Annotated in this window: 16 protein-coding genes; 9 read left to right on the top strand and 7 right to left on the bottom strand. The window is 56.4% G+C overall.

What is annotated here, in order from left to right; translation table 11 throughout:
* Positions 1-199 precede the first annotated feature (199 nt).
* The gene (locus AC5S16_RS22110) at positions 200-3,706 is read right to left on the bottom strand and encodes a TonB-dependent receptor (protein WP_493932293.1); all 3,507 of its coding nucleotides are present in this window, start codon (positions 3,704-3,706) and stop codon (positions 200-202) included.
* Between the two features lie 360 nt (positions 3,707-4,066).
* Here AC5S16_RS22110 and AC5S16_RS22105 point away from each other — a divergent pair, with 360 nt between their 5' ends.
* The 3 genes from AC5S16_RS22105 to AC5S16_RS22095 all read left to right on the top strand — a co-directional run bounded on the left by AC5S16_RS22105 (position 4,067) and on the right by AC5S16_RS22095 (position 6,641).
* On the top strand, positions 4,067-4,939 hold the full coding sequence (locus AC5S16_RS22105; protein ID WP_493932292.1) for a zinc metalloprotease HtpX: 873 nt from the start codon (positions 4,067-4,069) through the stop codon (positions 4,937-4,939).
* A gap of 93 nt (positions 4,940-5,032) precedes the next feature.
* Entirely contained in the window at positions 5,033-5,530 is a 498-nt protein-coding gene (locus tag AC5S16_RS22100) for a DUF4149 domain-containing protein (protein WP_493932291.1), read from the top strand.
* Between the two features lie 43 nt (positions 5,531-5,573).
* On the top strand, positions 5,574-6,641 hold the full coding sequence (locus AC5S16_RS22095) for a cobalamin-independent methionine synthase II family protein (RefSeq protein WP_493932290.1): 1,068 nt from the start codon (positions 5,574-5,576) through the stop codon (positions 6,639-6,641).
* Positions 6,642-6,646: 5 nt separating this feature from the next.
* Here the strand turns inward: AC5S16_RS22095 and AC5S16_RS22090 are convergent, their stop codons facing one another.
* Positions 6,647-6,853 (bottom strand): hypothetical protein, encoded by a 207-nt coding sequence (locus tag AC5S16_RS22090; RefSeq protein WP_493932289.1) that lies wholly within the window; start codon positions 6,851-6,853, stop codon positions 6,647-6,649.
* Between the two features lie 245 nt (positions 6,854-7,098).
* Between AC5S16_RS22090 and AC5S16_RS22085 the strand changes: the two genes are divergently transcribed.
* Positions 7,099-7,821 (top strand): ZIP family metal transporter, encoded by a 723-nt coding sequence (locus AC5S16_RS22085; RefSeq protein ID WP_493932288.1) that lies wholly within the window; start codon positions 7,099-7,101, stop codon positions 7,819-7,821.
* 105 nt (positions 7,822-7,926) lie between these two features.
* Here the strand turns inward: AC5S16_RS22085 and AC5S16_RS22080 are convergent, their stop codons facing one another.
* Complete coding sequence (locus AC5S16_RS22080) at positions 7,927-8,469, bottom strand: NUDIX domain-containing protein (protein ID WP_493932287.1); 543 nt, start codon at positions 8,467-8,469, stop codon at positions 7,927-7,929.
* Between the two features lie 100 nt (positions 8,470-8,569).
* On the opposite strand from AC5S16_RS22080, the gene AC5S16_RS22075 reads away from it, so the two are divergent.
* From AC5S16_RS22075 to AC5S16_RS22055, 5 genes are all read left to right on the top strand, one after another.
* Positions 8,570-9,703, top strand: coding sequence for a glycoside hydrolase family 5 protein (locus tag AC5S16_RS22075; protein ID WP_493932286.1), 1,134 nt, complete (start codon positions 8,570-8,572; stop codon positions 9,701-9,703).
* A gap of 230 nt (positions 9,704-9,933) precedes the next feature.
* Positions 9,934-10,908 (top strand): TraB/TrbI/VirB10 family type IV secretion system protein, encoded by a 975-nt coding sequence (locus AC5S16_RS22070; RefSeq protein WP_493932285.1) that lies wholly within the window; start codon positions 9,934-9,936, stop codon positions 10,906-10,908.
* 103 nt (positions 10,909-11,011) lie between these two features.
* A complete protein-coding gene (locus AC5S16_RS22065; RefSeq protein WP_493932284.1) occupies positions 11,012-11,419 on the top strand; it encodes a cobalamin B12-binding domain-containing protein in 408 nt (135 codons plus the stop codon).
* A gap of 98 nt (positions 11,420-11,517) precedes the next feature.
* Complete coding sequence (locus AC5S16_RS22060; RefSeq protein WP_493932283.1) at positions 11,518-12,924, top strand: alkaline phosphatase family protein; 1,407 nt, start codon at positions 11,518-11,520, stop codon at positions 12,922-12,924.
* Between the two features lie 48 nt (positions 12,925-12,972).
* Positions 12,973-13,248: a DUF2164 domain-containing protein gene (locus AC5S16_RS22055; RefSeq protein WP_493932282.1), complete on the top strand. Its 276-nt coding sequence runs from the start codon at positions 12,973-12,975 to the stop codon at positions 13,246-13,248.
* 14 nt (positions 13,249-13,262) lie between these two features.
* Here the strand turns inward: AC5S16_RS22055 and AC5S16_RS22050 are convergent, their stop codons facing one another.
* The 4 genes from AC5S16_RS22050 to AC5S16_RS22035 all read right to left on the bottom strand — a co-directional run bounded on the left by AC5S16_RS22050 (position 13,263) and on the right by AC5S16_RS22035 (position 16,732).
* The gene (locus AC5S16_RS22050) at positions 13,263-13,580 is read right to left on the bottom strand and encodes a hypothetical protein (RefSeq protein WP_493932281.1); all 318 of its coding nucleotides are present in this window, start codon (positions 13,578-13,580) and stop codon (positions 13,263-13,265) included.
* A gap of 78 nt (positions 13,581-13,658) precedes the next feature.
* Positions 13,659-14,117: an acyl-CoA thioesterase gene (locus tag AC5S16_RS22045; RefSeq protein WP_493932280.1), complete on the bottom strand. Its 459-nt coding sequence runs from the start codon at positions 14,115-14,117 to the stop codon at positions 13,659-13,661.
* 18 nt (positions 14,118-14,135) lie between these two features.
* Complete coding sequence (gene rseP / locus AC5S16_RS22040) at positions 14,136-15,509, bottom strand: RIP metalloprotease RseP (RefSeq protein WP_493932279.1); 1,374 nt, start codon at positions 15,507-15,509, stop codon at positions 14,136-14,138.
* A gap of 35 nt (positions 15,510-15,544) precedes the next feature.
* Positions 15,545-16,732 (bottom strand): 1-deoxy-D-xylulose-5-phosphate reductoisomerase, encoded by a 1,188-nt coding sequence (locus AC5S16_RS22035; protein ID WP_493932278.1) that lies wholly within the window; start codon positions 16,730-16,732, stop codon positions 15,545-15,547.
* Positions 16,733-16,773 lie beyond the last annotated feature (41 nt).

The raw sequence follows: 16,773 nt of genomic DNA, 5'->3' as shown, positions 1-16,773 counted from the left end.
AGGAAAAGTATGAAGTTACTAACTCACGAATATTAACTCAGGAATTACTTAGTCTTATCTAACTAGTTATATAACCTACACAAAACAGCAAAGACGGCTATTGAAATCCGTATAAATGTTGCCTTATATCTAACAAAAAGTTGTAAAAAAATGCGGAGAGCTTATGGCTCTCCGCGGTCACATTGACAGATAGATCAGGTTAGAAGTTGAAGCGCAGCTGGAACTCGGTCGAGCGAGGTCCGCCCTGGTCGAAGGTGCCTGCGCCGCGCTGTATACGGTTCTGGTTCTTGAGATCGAAACCGTTGGTGCCGTTCACATAGCTGTAGGCACCCGAGCCGTCCGAGTTGGCATTGGTGGTGTTAATCAGAGTGCCGGTAGAACCATTCCACGCAGCAAAGTTCGCTACGTTGTAGAAGGCAATCGCAGGTTCCAGGCTGGCCGACTCTGAGATGAACTTCAGTTTGATCGGATAGCTGAGGTTGGCGTCGAGCGACTTGAACATCGGATTGGCAAAGACATTCGTCGATCCGTTGTAGATTTGCTGTTGCACGCCATTCAGCTGTACCAGCTGATTGGTCGTGAACAGTCCGGCGTTGACCAATGCCTTGCCCGCTGGAGTCAATTGACCAGCGTAGTTCGAGTTGTAGGCAGCAATCGCCTTCTTCAAGCTGCCTGCACCATACTGCCGCATATAAGCGCCAGGATTGGTGTTCGGCAGCAGGTCGCCTGACTGGCCGTCGCCATCCACATCGGTCTGGAAGATGTTGTTTAGTACGGTGTTGTCCAGCGTGAGGTTGCTCGGGGCCGATGAGCGGAAATGTCCGATCAGGCCTACTTGCGGACCATGGTGAGCAAAGAGGAACGATCCGCCAAATGAAAGCGCGTGCCTGTGGTCAAGATCAGCCGGACCCATAAAGCGGGTCGGATCATCGTTGTCCCATGCGCCTGCGGTGAAGAACGCATTCGATCCGCCGCGCGAAGTGGTTTCGATGCGCGAGAAGGAGTACGAAACCTCAAAGTTGGAGTTCTCAATTCCGGGCAGCGGATGCGACTTCTGCTGGCGGAGATTGACCTGGAAAGAGTCGTAGCCGGCGCGTCCGCTCGGAGTGCTGAAGTTGCCGATGCCTACCAGGGGATTTGCACCGGGGAAGGCTGCGCCTGTGTCCGGTGTGCCACCTCCATAGAGTGCAGAGTTTCCGCTCAGGTAATTGTTGCCGGAATCAAGGCCGTTCGACATGAAGTCATTGATCGTGGCTCCATGGGCAATGGCATCATTGATGCTCGTCCAGCCATTGCTGGACAGCGTATTGTTGATGGCATTCTGAGCGGCTGCAACCTCAAGATAGCGAGCAGCGCCGACATGGTTCATGTCTACCGTCTGCTGGATCTTGAGAGTTGCGCTGTGTACATAGTCAACGGAGAGAACCAGGCCCGTGTGGATTTCCCGCTGCAGTCCGAAGTTCCATTGCAGCGAATACGGCGAGACATAGTTCGGAGTATAGAAAGCGCTCGGCAGGTTCAGTGTTGCGCCTACGAAGCTCGGGTTGGCGTTGCCGGACGATCCTGCCTGCGTCACCGCCTGCTGGTACTGCTGTTGCAGAGCGATGATGTTAGGCGCCGACTGGGAAAGAGGCTGCGAGCAGATTGTGCTCAGCGGAACTCCATTTATGGAGGTAACAACGTTGCCTCCCGGGAATACCAACTGCGGGGTGCTGCAGTTCATTCCAGGATATTGATTGAAGAGACCAGTCTTCAGCCTGTTTTCACGGTCAAACAGGATGTTGTTCCAGATGTTGCTGTCATAGTAGACGCCGAAGCCGCCACGGATAACGGTCTTGCCGGTGCCGCCAACACTGTAGGCGAAGCCAACCTGAGGACCGAAGTTCATGTTCGGCTGGCTGACGCGCTTGCCCAGTCCTGCCCCGAACTGATCGAGAAGAGGCGTGCTGCCCGAGCATGGAACCGAGCTGAAGTTTTCAGTAACAATGTCCGAGCAAGGAATGACACCCAGATCCTGGTTGGCGCGGCCAGTGTCGCGGTTGTAACGAATTCCAGCTGTCAGGGTCAGGTCAGGTCGAACCTTCCATGCGTCCGTGAGATAGAACCCGATACGCCAATCTTCCTGTCCGCCTGCCGGCAGACCGAAGCCCGGCTTCTCTGAGAAGTAGCCCTGGCCATTGCCGAAGGTCATGGCACTGACGTGATAATTCAATGGGTCCGACGGATTGCCGGAAACCAGCGTGGAGTTGGTGATGGTTGCCTGCGGAGCAAGCGCGTAGAAGGAAGCGAATCCGCCACCCAGCAGCCGGTTGAACTCGCCGCCGAAGCGCACGTTGTGCGCGCCGTGGGTCCAGCCGCCGTCATAGCGGAGCTGCTTGTCAGACTGGAATGTACCCTGCGGGGCCAGCGGATTGGGGCCGGTTTGCAGTCCCTGTGCACTCCAGTAAACGTGCAGGCCGGCATAGGGGTTGTAGAGCGATGAGTTTCCTGTCGTATCGTCGCCGATGATGTTGTGGAACTTCTCATAGCCTCCACGGAAGCTGTGGGTGAAGTTGCCATGCGCGAAATCGGCGCCGCCCACGATACCGGGCGTGTTGTCGCGGTTGGTATAAAGCGAGTAGTTCGATCCCGCAACCGAAGCGTTCACGTCATAGTTTGCGCGAACGAAATAATGTCCGCCCCACGGTCCGCTATAGTCCAGGCGAGCAGTGGAATAGGTTTCCCGATAAGGCGAACCAATCGAGGCATTGGTCGCCTGAATGCCAGACAGGAGTGAGCCGAGCGAAACCGCAGCCGACTGCTCCTGCTTGATGCGCTCGCTGTCAGCGAAGAAGAAGAGCTTGTCCTTCAGGATCGGGCCGCCGATTCTTCCGCCGAACTGATTGCGTTGAAACGGGACGTTCACGCCCTGGATGGTGGCAAATCCCGCATCGTTATCCTGGAAGTTATAGAACGCCTGGCCATGGAACTGGTTGGTGCCCGAGCGGGTGGAGACCAGCACCTGCCCGGTCGAGGTCAGATCGCCGGAAACGTCCTGCGTGGAGTGGTTGATCTGGAACTCGTCGATAGCGCCCTGAGAGACGTTGACAATGGTCGTGCCCACGTTCTCGTCAGTGATGTCCTGTCCGTCAAGGATGATGCGGGTGGTGCGACCGGAGACGCCGTTCACCGCAAGGGCGGAGTAACCGGCCTTCGTAGGATCGAAGGCGTTGCCGTCCTGGAGCTGAACGCCCGGTTCTAATTGAGCAAGATCAAGAAAGTTACGGCCATTGATCGGAAGGGTATCAATCTGTTGAGCATTGATGACTCCGGAAACACCCGGCTGATCCGTATTGACCTGGACCTCGCCTGCCTGGACGGTAACTTCCGTGGTCGTCGCCGGCCCAACGTTCAGCTTGTAGTTGCCCGAGGTTGCGGTGCCCGTGCGGACAACCGTATTCACAACCAGCTTGGTGAAACCTGAGGCCTCGACGGAAATCGTGTAAGTGCCCGGATTCAGAGGCCCGATGCTGTAAAAGCCTGCAGCATCTGTCTTTATGACCTTGGAATAGCCGGTCTCAGTGCTTGAAATCGTGACCGATGCATTGCTGACTGCGGCATTCGACTGGTCGGTAATCGTACCCTGGATCGAACCGCCGTTGACTGAGATTGCCTGCCCTGTGGCTGAGTTGGGGAACAAGAAGCCGCTGGTTACGGCCGCGAACATGATCACAACTGTCAGAGATCGATGTATGACTGAGAAAATACTCCTAGCCTTTGACCCGATATGCTTCGGGCCTTTGAAACCACCCATTCTTTGAACTCCAGGAAATAAAAGAAAACTTGATGAAATGAAAGCAGTCGAAGTGCCAAACAGTAAATAGTTACTAAGTAATTAAAAAAACAACGATTTAATGATTTTCTTATTTATTATTTAATAAACATTAATAAGCATCGATTTCTTATTTTCCATAGACAAATTCATAATTTCATAATCCAGCCTGCATGAAAGTGCATCTCACCTCTCTCTTTTTGCATTCATGAAACAATAGATACAGCGGTTCAAAAGCACTGGAGGGCCGCTACCATGAACACCTTTAAGACTGCTCTCTTGATGACTGCCCTTACGCTCTTCCTCCTCTTTCTGGGTGAGCACTTTGGCGGACGCAATGGACTGGTTCTCGCCTTTGTCTTTGCGGCAGGCATGAATTTCTTCAGCTACTTCTTTTCAGACAAAATGGCCCTGGCCATGTATCGCGCGCAGCCCGCCTCGCGTGAAGAGCTGCCCCGCGTCTACCAGGTGGTGGAGCGCATGACGCAGCGCATCGGTCTGCCCATGCCGAAGATTTACGTCATCCCCACGGATTCTCCCAACGCCTTCGCTACGGGTCGCAATCCGAAACACGCCTCGGTCGCTGTGACTCAGGGCATCCTGAACCTTTTAAATGACGACGAGCTTGAAGGCGTCCTCGCGCATGAGCTGGGCCACGTGCGGAACCGCGACATTCTCACCAGCTCTATTGCAGCCACGCTTGCCGGAGCCATCACCATGCTGGCGCGCATGGGCTACTGGGCCTCGCTCTTTGGTGGATATGGCGACAGCCGCGACCGCGAGCGTGGTGGAGGCGGCATAGGCGCGCTCTTCATGCTGATCCTCGCGCCGATTGCCGCCACGTTGATTCAGCTCGCCATCTCGCGTTCCCGCGAATACGAAGCCGATGCGACCGGCGCGCACATTACCGGCAATCCGTATGCGCTGGCCAGCGCGCTCGAAAAACTCGAAGCCTACTCGAAGCGTCTCCCAATGCAAGCGTCGGCGTCCAACGCTCACCTCTTTATCGTGCAGCCGATGATCAGCACGCGGGATTTCGCCAGCCTCTTCGCGACCCATCCTCCGATTCCGAAGCGCATCGAGCGCCTGATCGGGCGATCAAGTGTGTACGGCGTGCAGAATCAGTGATTCGTCCCCAGTTTCTCAGTTCCTGGTTCTTAATCGCCGGGGACTGATAACTAAGAACTAACAACTTCATGAATCGTCATATACTGACGATTCATGAAGATCATCCTGCGCGCCCTGATTCTCGTCCTCGTCGTCCTCTGGCTCGGCGGAGTCATGTTCTTCCCCATAGTCGCAGCGGCAGCCTTTTCTTCCCTGCCCGACACGCATGCGGCAGGAACCATCGTGGCGAAATGCCTGCGCGTCCTGCACTACGAAGGACTCTTTGCCGGAACGCTGATCGTCGTCCTGCTGGTTGTAGCGCATCGGCTTGGCGCGTACATGCGCAGCGTTATCCCGGCAGTCCTGGCCACGGTTGTCATGCTGGCGCTCACTGCCTTCTCTCAGTTCTGGATCATTCCGAAGATGGAAGGCTATCGCCTGGCTGCTGGCGGCGCGATTGACGCCGTCGCAGCCAGTGATGCTAATCGCGTGGCCTTCAACAAGCTGCACGTTGTCTCGGAGCGCACGGAAGAAGGCGTGCTTCTGGCCGGAATCCTGCTGGTCGTGCTGCTCGCCGCTGCGCGTACTACTCAATCCTCAAGTTCCACCTAATGATGGATTGCCCCTTGGTTCGAGCATAAATACACTCGCGGCCATGGCCATTCCAACCGAACCGATCGGCAGCATTCCCCGCCCGCTTGAGCTCATTCAAGCGATCCAGTTCTTCGCGTCAGGTCGCATTTCGCGCGATGCGCTCGATGCGGTCTATGAAGCTGCTGTCGCAGACACGCTGCTCCGGTTTGAAGAAACAGGCTCGCCAGTTATTACCGATGGTGAGCAGCGAAAATCCAGCTTCGCCACCTATCCCCTGGACGGCATCAGCAATCTTGCGCCCGATGGAGTGGTGATTCCTTTTGCTGACGGACATACACGCCAGCTTCCACGAATCACATCCGGTCCTTTCCGCTATGGAACGTACTCGGGAGCATTTGTCCGCCAGGCGAAACCTCATACAACGAAAGCATTGAAGCAGGCTGTCATTTCCGTTTCTGCTCTCAGCCTGCTCTATCCGGCCGATGGTCTTAAAAATTATCCGCGAGAAGCATTCCTATCCGATCTGCTTGAAGAATCAGCGAAAGACATCCGCTCCGCATTGGAAGCCGGAGCCGAAGTTGTGCAGATCGATTTCACCGAAGCGCGCCTTTCGCTCAAGCTCGATCCTTCCGGAGCGTTGTTACGCAGTTTCGTTGATCTCAACAATCAGCTTCTGGAACAGTTCACGCTCACAGAACAGAAACGTATCGGCGTGCATGTGTGCCCGGGAGGCGATCACGATTCCACGCACTCGGCAGACGTGAATTACAGCAGCCTGCTGCCGGTGCTGTTCGAGCTTCGTGCGGGCCGCTTCTATCTCCAGCTGGCCAGCGAGCCTCACCGCGAGGATGTTCTTCGCCTGGTTGGAAAATATACGAAACCCGGCCAGATTATTTTTGTTGGCGTCACTGACCCTATCAATCCTTCCATAGAAACACCCGCGCAGGTACGCGACCGCGTGATCGAAGCTGCATCCTTCATCCCGCTCGAACAGTTAGGTTCCACTGACGACTGCGGCTTTTCACCTTTCGCCGACGACACATCCACAGCGCGCGAGACTGCCTTCGCGAAAATCAAAGCACGTATTGAAGGCACAGCATTAGCCGCAAAAGACCTCGGGCTTTTCTAAAACAGTCACGAAGCTTTGCGCGATTTATCCTGATTGCCGGCATCACGCGGCGCGCTTGCCGGCTCTTTTTTCTGCTGCTGGTCGGGGCGGAATGACTGATCGCCCTGATTCATGTGGGAGGGTCTTTCCTGATGTGGAGTCTGCTGGCCCTGATTCACGTGCGAGGACCTTTCCTGCTGTGGATTCGGCACTTGCTGCTTCTGATCTGACATAGTTCGCATCCTTTCCGTGAATATAGCGTGCATATAAATGGGATAGCTCAAACTGCTCTAGGGTGGCCTGCATCGGGCCAGAAGCAGGTTATGATAGAAAACTGGCGTCTTTCATTACCACCAGCACACCTGCGGCAAGTTAGCTAAAAGCGGTAGCTTAAGGCCGGGGCAGCACGAGGCCATCCGGTTTTCAGCTGACCGCTTTTTAGCTTGGGCCGCGGGTGTGCTGACTTGCTCTATAACCTATGCTTCTCTCACTCATTCTCGGCTCAGTGGCGGCAGTTGCCGATATTTTCGGCGGCCTGGTGCTGGTGCGCACGCACTGGGAGAAGCGCTATCTCCGCTACTCGGTCGCGATGGGAGCGGGCTTCATGCTAGCGGTCGCTTTTCTCGAAATGCTGCCCGAGAGCATTCATTTCTCCGCGCGCTGGGGAGCAGTGCTGGTGCTCGCCGGCTACTGCATCGTTCACCTGCTTGAGCACACCATCGTTCCACACTTCCACTTCGGCGAAGAGACGCATCACGACGAATTCATCTCCGCGCACACAAGCTACTCGGTAATGGCGGGACTGGCTGTGCACGCATTCTTTGATGGCATCGCTATTGCTTCAGGGTTCATCCTCTCCGCTGCGCTGGGATGGCTGATCTTCATCGCCATCTTCCTGCACAAGGTTCCGGAAGGATTCACCGTCGCATCGGTGATGCTGGCCTCGGGACGCAGCCGTTCCGCAGCGATGGTCGCGGCTGCTGTGCTCGCGGCGGCCACGCTGCTCGGCGTGCTGGTGATCAATATTCTGCCGTCGTGGGTCAAAGCCGGGCTGCCACTCTCAGCTGGAGTTGCAATCTATGTAGCCGCCACCGACCTTGTGCCTGAAGTCAATCGCGAGCCGGGCATCCGCATGGCGCTGGTCTTTTTTGCGGGAGTGCTGTTGTTTCTTTTATTGAGAGCGCTGCTGCCCGCGGTGTAAGCGCTCAGATTGTCATCCTGAGCAGAGTGACCAAAGGGAACGCAGTCGAAGGACCTGCAGTTTTGCTGGTTCTCACACAACCTCGTGGTGCAGCCACAAAAACCTTCATTTTTCCTGCTTCTCTTTCCAGACCTTATACAATCCCCAGGCGCCGAGAGTGCAGCAGTCATGGATGGTTCCATCCACCAGCATCTGCTCAAACTCGGCGATGGTGAAGGAATGCAGCGTAAGGTCGTGCTCCTCCGGATCAAAGTCCGTGCCCACATGCGTCAATCCGCGGGCAAGAAACACATACTGCTTCTGGTTGGTAAATCCGTAGGCCACATACATCATGCCGAGATAGGTCATCTCCGCGGCATCGAAGCCCGTCTCTTCGCGCAGTTCCCCGCGCGCGAGTTCTTCCGGATTTACATCTGCCGTCTCCCATCCACCCTGCGGCAGTTCTAAAGCCTGTTGCTGCACGGTGTAACGGAACTGCCCGACAAGATAAATTTTGTCGCCGTCGATGGGAATGATGATGGCGCAGTCGTCTTTATCGACGACTCCGTAAATACCGTGCGTTCCGTTGCTGCGCTCAATTTCATCTTCGCGGAGACGAAGCCAGGGATTGCGGTAAACCTCGCGGCTCGAGAGTGTCTTGATGCTCATGATGTCTAACTTGTATTCTGCCATTCAAGCTTAACGCGCAAATGAAAATTCGCCGCTTTTGCATAGGCCCGGTCACGGAAACGGGAAATGGACACTCCTGATGAAAAAGTCTTTTTACTGTCTGCTGATAGCGTTATCTGCCATGTTTCTTTCTGCCTCAGGAATCGCGCAATCCGATCAGATCGCCTTTCGCCGAGCGCAGCACCTCGAGCACGGAATCAACGCCAGCATGTGGTTTGCCCAGTCTCCCGGTAACTACTCTGTCGAGCGCCTGCGCTCTTACACAACGAGCGACGACATCGCCCTCATCCATCAGCTGGGATTCGATCACATCCGCCTGAGCATTGATGCTGAACCGCTGCTCGCATGGCTGAGGAATCCAGACGGCACGACTCCATTTATGACTGAGCTCGATCATGCGGTGAAAGACATGCTCGACCAGAAACTCGCCGTCATCATCGATATTCATCCGGAAAGCAACTACAAGGCCGAGCTCCGCCAGGGCACGGAAAACGTGGAGCATTTCGCCGCGTTGTGGCGCGCGCTGGCGAAGCACTTCTCTTCTACTGATCCCGAGCTCGTCTTCTTCGAGATCATGAATGAGCCCGAGCAGGAAGATTCCTACCGCTGGCAAGGCATCGAGAGCTATGTCGCGCAGCAGATACGCGAGTCTGCACCGAACCACACGATCATTGCCGCGGGCGCGCGCTGGTCAGGGCTGGAGGACCTTCTTGCGCTCGAGCCCATTGTGCTGCCCAATGTCATCTATACATTTCACGACTACGAGCCGTTCCCCTTCACCCATCAGGGCGCAACGTGGACCAGTTCTCAAGTGCGCCCGCTGCGCAGTGTTCCTTATCCATCGACTCCGGAAGCAGTGCAGTCGAACGTAAATCAGGAACCGACGATTGCCGGACAATACTGGGTCGAACAGTACGGCCTCAACCACTGGGACGCGCAGCGCATCGACGCGACTCTTGCTTACGCGGAGAAGTGGTCGCAGCTGCACCATGCTCCCGTGTACTGCGGCGAGTTCGGAGTGCTGCGCGACTACGCTGATCCGGCGATGCGTGCACAGTGGCTGCATGATATGCGCGTTGCATTTGAGAAGCACAAAATCGGCTGGGCGATGTGGGACTATCAGGCCAACTTCGGTGTTGTGACCAAGAAAGACGGCAAGGCCATTCCTGATCCGGCCATTGTGAAAGCGCTCGGGTTGAAGAGCCAGGATTAAAACGAACCATCTGAATCACCTCCTGTTACCTCGGCTGGTACATGCGATGAACTGCTACTGGAAGAGCTGCGCACTCTCGACTACGCTTTGATTGGGCGTTCCGATGGAGCGCGACTGTTCTGCAGATTTCGGGTTTATATCTGTGGACAGTTAGTCTCAGTTCCTCGGTGCATGGATCTTGCACGCGCCGCTATTTGTTCGAAAGTTCTGCATTGTGATGGAGTGATTTCATGAAGAAGACTGGAAATTCTCTTGCCCTGATCGCATTCGCTACCGCGCTGCTTGCAACGCCTGCCGGGTTTGCGCAGCAGGCCCAGCAGCAGAATTCCTATCAGGGAGTTTCCAATCCCCCGGCCGATGACGCCATCGTGGCCAACAGCGATCAACCGGCGCCTGCTGCAAAACCATCTCCGTCGACGCCGGCAGCAGCAGCAGCCCCGGCCTACACGCCTCCTGCACCTGTAGCTCAGGCTGCTGCGCCGCAAACTGCACAGCAGCCCGCAACCAATCAGGATCAGGATGAAGGCATCGTTTCCTCGGTTCCGAATGCTTCCGCACCTGCAGCAGCTCCGGCACCAGCGGCCACGCTTGAGACGCGCCCCTACAATCCTGACCAGGATATCGTCGGCTATATCCCTTCGCCCAATAATGAGCTGGCAGAGGGCACGAACATCCGCGTGCGCATGATCGACGCGCTCTCCACGCAGGAGACTACCGCTGGTTCGGCCTTTAAGGCGCAGGTCACACACGATGTCTACAAGAATGGCAAGGTCATCGTCCCCGCAGGCTCTGAGCTGCGCGGACGTGTCGTAGCTGTCTCACAGGGCCATCACTTCGGGCCATCCGCAACGCTGCGCCTGCGTCCTGACGTGATCATTCTGCCCGATGGCAGCGCATACCATCTCTATGGACAGGTCATACAGTCGAAAGCCCCCAACACCCGCACCGACCATGAAGGCGGTATTCAGCCCGCATCGCACATGAAGAAGGAAGCGGTTGAGTACGGCGCAGGTGCTGGCACCGGCGCTCTCGTCGGAGCCAAGGTTGGCGGTCCTACCGGCGCACTGGTTGGCACGCTGATCGGCGCAGGCGTGGTCACCGCGCATCTGCTGATGCAGCATCCTGAAGTTGCAGAGGTGCCGAAGGGATCGATCGTTACCTTCAGCCTGACTGAGCCCATGGAACTGCTGCCGACGAGAAACTAGTTATCAGTTGCTGGTCCCCGGTTATCTTGACCCCCGGCACAACTAAGAAACTGGGGACTAAGAACTAACAACTGCACCCTGTGTGCTATTCTTGGCAGTTCTCATGCCTCCCATCCGCGTTCTCGTTGCCAAGCCCGGTCTCGACGGCCATGACCGCGGCGCCAAAGTAATCGCCCGCGCGCTGCGCGATGCCGGCATGGAAGTCATCTACACCGGCCTGCGCCAGACTCCGGAGATGATCGTGAACGCCGCCATTCAGGAAGATGTGGACTGCGTCGGCCTGAGCATTCTTTCCGGAGCGCACAATGCCATTGTGCCCCGCGTCACTTCTCTGCTCAAGGAACACAATGCCGGCGACATCCTCGTTGTTGTCGGCGGAACTATCCCTGAGCAGGACATCGAGTTCCTCAAATCGCAGGGCGTGAGCGCCATCTTCGGCCCTGGTACTTCGCTGGACACAGTCGTTCAATTCATTCGCGAACACGTCAAGCCCCGTGGCGTTGCTGCTTAGAACTTTTTATCCACCTTTTCGACGCAGATTCACGCGCCTTTTACCCCACAGAAATATAAATCGGTCGCACGCCATTTTCTCTTGATGGAGATCCCCCAATGAGTGTGAACCGTAGAGATTTTCTGCGCAGCGTCGCGACAGTTTCCGGCGCTGCATTAGCAGGCACAGTGGCCCAAAGCCAGTCGCAAACCCAGGCGCTCGATGCCCTTCTGCCCAGCCCGGAGCTTTCCGGCATCGAGCACGTGGTTGTCGTCATGATGGAAAACCGCAGCTTCGATCACCTGCTCGGCTGGATGCCCAATGCCAACGGCAGGCAGGATGGACTGACCTACCTCGACGCGAGCGGAGTCGCCCATAATACGCATCACCTGACCTACTTCGTCGGCTGCGACCATCCTGATCCCGACCATTCCTATGCCGGAGGACGCTCGGAATACAACGGTGGAAAAATGGACGGCTGGCTGCGCACCAGCACCAACGATGATTTCGCCATCGGTTACTACCTCGAAGAAGACCTGCCGCTTTTCAGCACGCTCGCGCGCAACTACACAACGCTCTGCAACTACTTCCCTTCCATCCTGTCATCGACTTTTCCTAACCGTGTTTTCCAGCACGCAGCGCAGACGGACCGCCTCGACAACTCGCTGACCATCTCCAATCTGCCCACCATCTGGGACAGCCTGCAGAGCGCTGGCGTCAGCTGCAAGTATTACTACTCGAACGTCCCATTTCTCGCGCTGTGGGGGCTGAAGTATATCGGCATCTCAGCACTGCTTGATGATTTCCTCTCTGATGCCGCCAACGGAACGCTGCCTGCTGTTTCCTTCGTCGATCCGTGGTACACCATACTCGATGATGGAACCGGCAACGATGATCACCCTCACGCTGATCTTCGCAAAGGCGAAATTTTTCTCCGGCAGATTGTCGAAGCGCTCGCCGCAAGCCCCAACTGGTCAAAGACCGTGCTCATCATCAATCGCGATGAGTGGGGCGGATTCTTCGATCACGTTGTGCCGCCTCGCGCTGCCGCTGCCAATAACGTTGACACCGACATCGTAGATGGAAAGACATTGCTCGGATGCCGCGTCCCGACCCTGGTCGTCTCGCCTTTCGCAAAAGGCAATCCGGCAAAACCGCGCATCAACTCCCTTGTCTATGACCACACTTCTGTACTGAAGCTGATTGAGTGGCGCTGGCAGCTACAGCCACTCACGCCGCGCGATGCTTCAAATGACATTGCCAATCTCGCCTACGCACTGGACTTCGCAAATCAGGATGTATCTGTTCCAGCGCTTCCTGTCATTCCAACCCCGCCATGGGATCCCTGCACGCTGACTGATATCTTCGGCTCCCTCGACCAGAAAGCACCGGAGAACGAGGCGAGAGCCACGGCGCTCGCGCTGAAACACCACAACGCAGGTGTGGACAACGAGACGTATGACTTCTATCTGTTGTTGAAGTCGGAGAATACCAACGGCTGGCGAATTCCTGCCGGTCTGAAGTAAGAGGATGGCGGCTTCGGCGCGGAATCTGCACGCGTGTAAGCTCGAAGAATGACCCTCGAGATCTCCAAGCAGGCTCGCGCCGATGCCGTTGCCTCGATCCAGCGCTACTTTGAGGAGAATATGCCGGAGCCTATCGGCGAGCTGCCGGCAGGGCTGCTGCTTAACTTCTTTATTGAAGAGATTGGCCCGGTGATCTACAACCGGGCCATTGCCGACGCGCAGGCGCGCATGGAGCAGCGCATATCTGATCTGAATGGAGAGCTCTTCGCTGACGAATTTCAGTACTGGCCGAAAGTCGACAGCAAGCGCAAGAACCGGCGCTAGTCGCGGCTCACAATCTACTGTCGCTGAAATGAGTCTTTCTTCTGCTCTGCCGGCGGAGTGGGTCTGCCGCCTTCTGTGCCCGGGCTCTGACGCGCCTCATCATCGTTCGCGGGCTGCAGGCCATCAGGCCCGGCCGCGGTCGGCGATCCCGGAACCGGCGGCTGTCCTGTCGCAGAAGTGGCACTTGCAACCTCCGGCTTGCCTGTCGTGGTTTCATCCGAGATGGCTTGCCAGTCGGCATGAGCCTTGTTAGTGCCGGCCGTCTCACATCCCGTGGCCAGCAAGAGCGTCGCGGCAACAGCCATGGTCGCGCGAGCAAAAGAAAGCTTCATTCCACTCCTCCTTTACCTCGAAATGAGTATAGCTGCGTGACGGTTGCTTATGAATGTCTTCGAGGATGCTCGGGGAAGTTATTCGATAGCCGCGCGAATTGCCGCAGCATATTTCTCCGGAAGCGGCCGCCTCTGCATGCTGCCATCGACGACCACGTGCGTCGTCTCCGCCTCGGCAAGCAGTTGTGACCCGTTCAGGAGCTGGTAGACAAACTTGATCATGCCCGATCGCATCGCCGCGACGCGCGTTTCTACCGTCAACTGATCGTCATAGCGCGCAGGCGCTTTGTAGCGGCACGTTGCTTCGACAACCGGCAGATGGCAGTCGTCGGCAATCTCCATCTGTTTGTAGTCGAATCCCAGCTGACGCAGAAACTCCACGCGCCCCATTTCAAGCCAGACAAAATAATTCGCATGATAGACCACGCCCATCTGGTCAGTTTCTGCATAACGGACACGCAGGGAGACAGTAGAAGATTGAGGCATCAGGATGAGTGTAATAAAAGCCCCCAGGTTAGCTTCGCGAACCTGGGGCACCCGCGTTTCGTACTTCGATTATGGCTTCAGCTTCGAAAAGATATTGAACTTCGAAACATCATTGAACATCACGAAGACCGCAAACAGGACCAGCATGACAAACGCCACCTGGTAGATGCGTTCCTTCAGCTGCTGGTTCAGGTCGCGGCGAATCGTGCCCTCGATCATCAACAGCAGGATCATGCCGCCGTCGAGAATGGGGATCGGCAGCAGGTTGAAGATGCCGAGGTTCAGACTGATGATGGCCATCAGAGTGATGATCGGCTGCCATCCCGGCATGGACACTGCCTCGCCCGTCTGGCGCGCAATGCCGATCGGGCCGCTCAGCTGCTGCATATTCGATTGGCGGGTGAGGAGTCGATGAAAGACATCGAGGATCAAACCGGAGTATTGCCGGTTGAAACTGAGAGAATGGCGGATCGCCTGCGGCAGCGGCAGCTGTTCTACGCGGAACGGAGGCAGATACGCCGTAAAGCCCAGCCTGTAGCCCATCTTGCCGGCGCCGTTATCAGCCCATGTGGGCGTGACATTCACTGTCAGTGTCTTGCCGTCGCGCAGCAGTCCCAGAGCAACAGGCTTGCCATTCTGCTGATCGAGATATGCCATAACTGCGGGAACGGAATGCAGGCTCTGTCCGTTGATCGACTGAATCAAGTCTTCGGGTTTAACCCCGGCCTTCGCTGCCGGAAGTGTCGCTTCCACGTCACGCACCTTCAGGGGATCGGCCTGATAGCGCGGAATCAGTCCAATGGACTCGACTTCGAAATCATCGCCTTTCGTACCGTCGAGCAGATAAAGCTGTGTCGAGAATTGCTGGGTCTGCCCGTCGACCACACGCTCCACAGTAAGAGGAACGGATGAGTTTGCGTCGAGGGCCGCGCGAATCCGAACCTTCTCCCAGGTCGGATTCACATCTTTGTCGAACTTCAGGATGAGGTCGCCTGTCTGGATGCCTGCGTGTGCAGCGGCAGAGTTCTGCGGAACAAAATCCACAACTGCGGGGCCATAGAGATACTGGTCCACCTCGTTGTGCATCATGTAGTAAGCGGTCATGAGCACAAACGCGAGAATAAAGTTCGCAACGGGACCAGCCAGCCCAATGAGAGCACGCTGCCAACGTGGATGCGAAGCAAACTCGCCCGGATCGCCCGTGCGCGCCTCGCCTGGAGTTTCGCCCGTCATCTTCACATAGCCGCCAAGCGGCAGCAGGCTCACGCGATAATCCGTCTCGCCATGGCGGAAGCCGAACAGACGCGGACCGAAGCCCATTGAAAAGACTTCGACGCGGACGCGGAACATCTTGGCCACGATGAAGTGGCCGAATTCGTGCACCAGAACCATGATGCCGAGCACCATGAGCATGGAGAGGAGGGCGGTAATAGCAAAATGCATTGTCTTTTAGAAAACCAGTCAGCGGGCGTGGGTTATCAGGAGCGGTGAACGGGAATCTCGTGTCCGGCCCTGACCAGGGCCTCCCGGGCCATTTCGCGCGCCCTTTCATCACATTGAAGGACTTCGCGGATCGTCACCGGATGGGCCTCGGGGATAGCCTGCAGTACTTCTTCTATTGTACGCGCGATCCCGGTAAAAGGGATGCCTTTGTTCAGGAACGATTCCACGGCAATTTCGTCCGCGGCGTTAAGTGCAATGGAATGAGCGCCACCTTTTTCCGCTGCCTCATACGCCAGGCGAAGACACGGAAAACGGGCAAAATCCGGCGGCTCAAAATTAAGCTGCCCCAGCGCTGCCATGTCAAAGGTCAGATCAGAGACCACACGCTCCGGATAACTCATCGCGTACAGGATCGGCAGCCGCATGTCCGTGACCGAAATCTGCGCCAGGATACTGCCATCGATATATTCCACCAGCGAATGCACTGTCGACTGCGGGTGGATTGTGACCTTGACGGCTGATGGAGGCAGATCGAAGAGCCTGCACGCCTCGATGACCTCGAGCCCTTTGTTGAACATCGTCGCTGAATCAATAGTGATGCGCCGCCCCATCACCCAGGTCGGGTGCTTGAGGGCCTGCTCCACCGTAATCGAATCGAAGCCGTCGAGCGGCAGCGTGCGAAATGGACCACCGGAAGCCGTCAGCCAGATGCGCCGGACTTCCTGCTTGTCGCCAGCTCTCATGCACTGGTGGACGGCATTGTGCTCGGAATCAATCGGCAGCAGCGGCACATTCTTTGCACGCGCCGCGCGGGTCAGGATTTCCCCTGCTGCGACCAGCGCCTCTTTATTCGCAAGACCTATGGCCTTTCCTGCTTCAACAGCGGCATAGGTTGCTTCGAGTCCCGCTACGCCGACAATCGCTGATACAACAAAGTCAACTTCAGGCAAAGTGGCCACGCGGACCGTGCCCTCAGTTCCCCAGACGATCTCAATGCCGGAAACGCCGGCACTCTTCAGCCGGACGGCAAGGTTTGCAGCCAGCTCTTCCGTAGCGACGGAAACCACGCGCGGCCGCCAGCGCACGCACTGTTCGAAAGCAGCATCAATGTTGCGGCCGGCAGCAAGGGAAGCCACGGCAAAACGCTCAGGATAGCTTTCGATGATGTTGAGAGTGCTCGTTCCTATGGATCCAGTCGAGCCGAGAATAGCGATCTGTTTCAAGCGTGTTGGGTGTCCTAGAGAAAATTAGAATCTAGCGCTAT

It is taken from the genome of Acidobacterium sp. FHG110202_01 (genome assembly GCF_059115305.1).
This window is presented reverse-complemented; position numbering and strand designations above follow the sequence as displayed.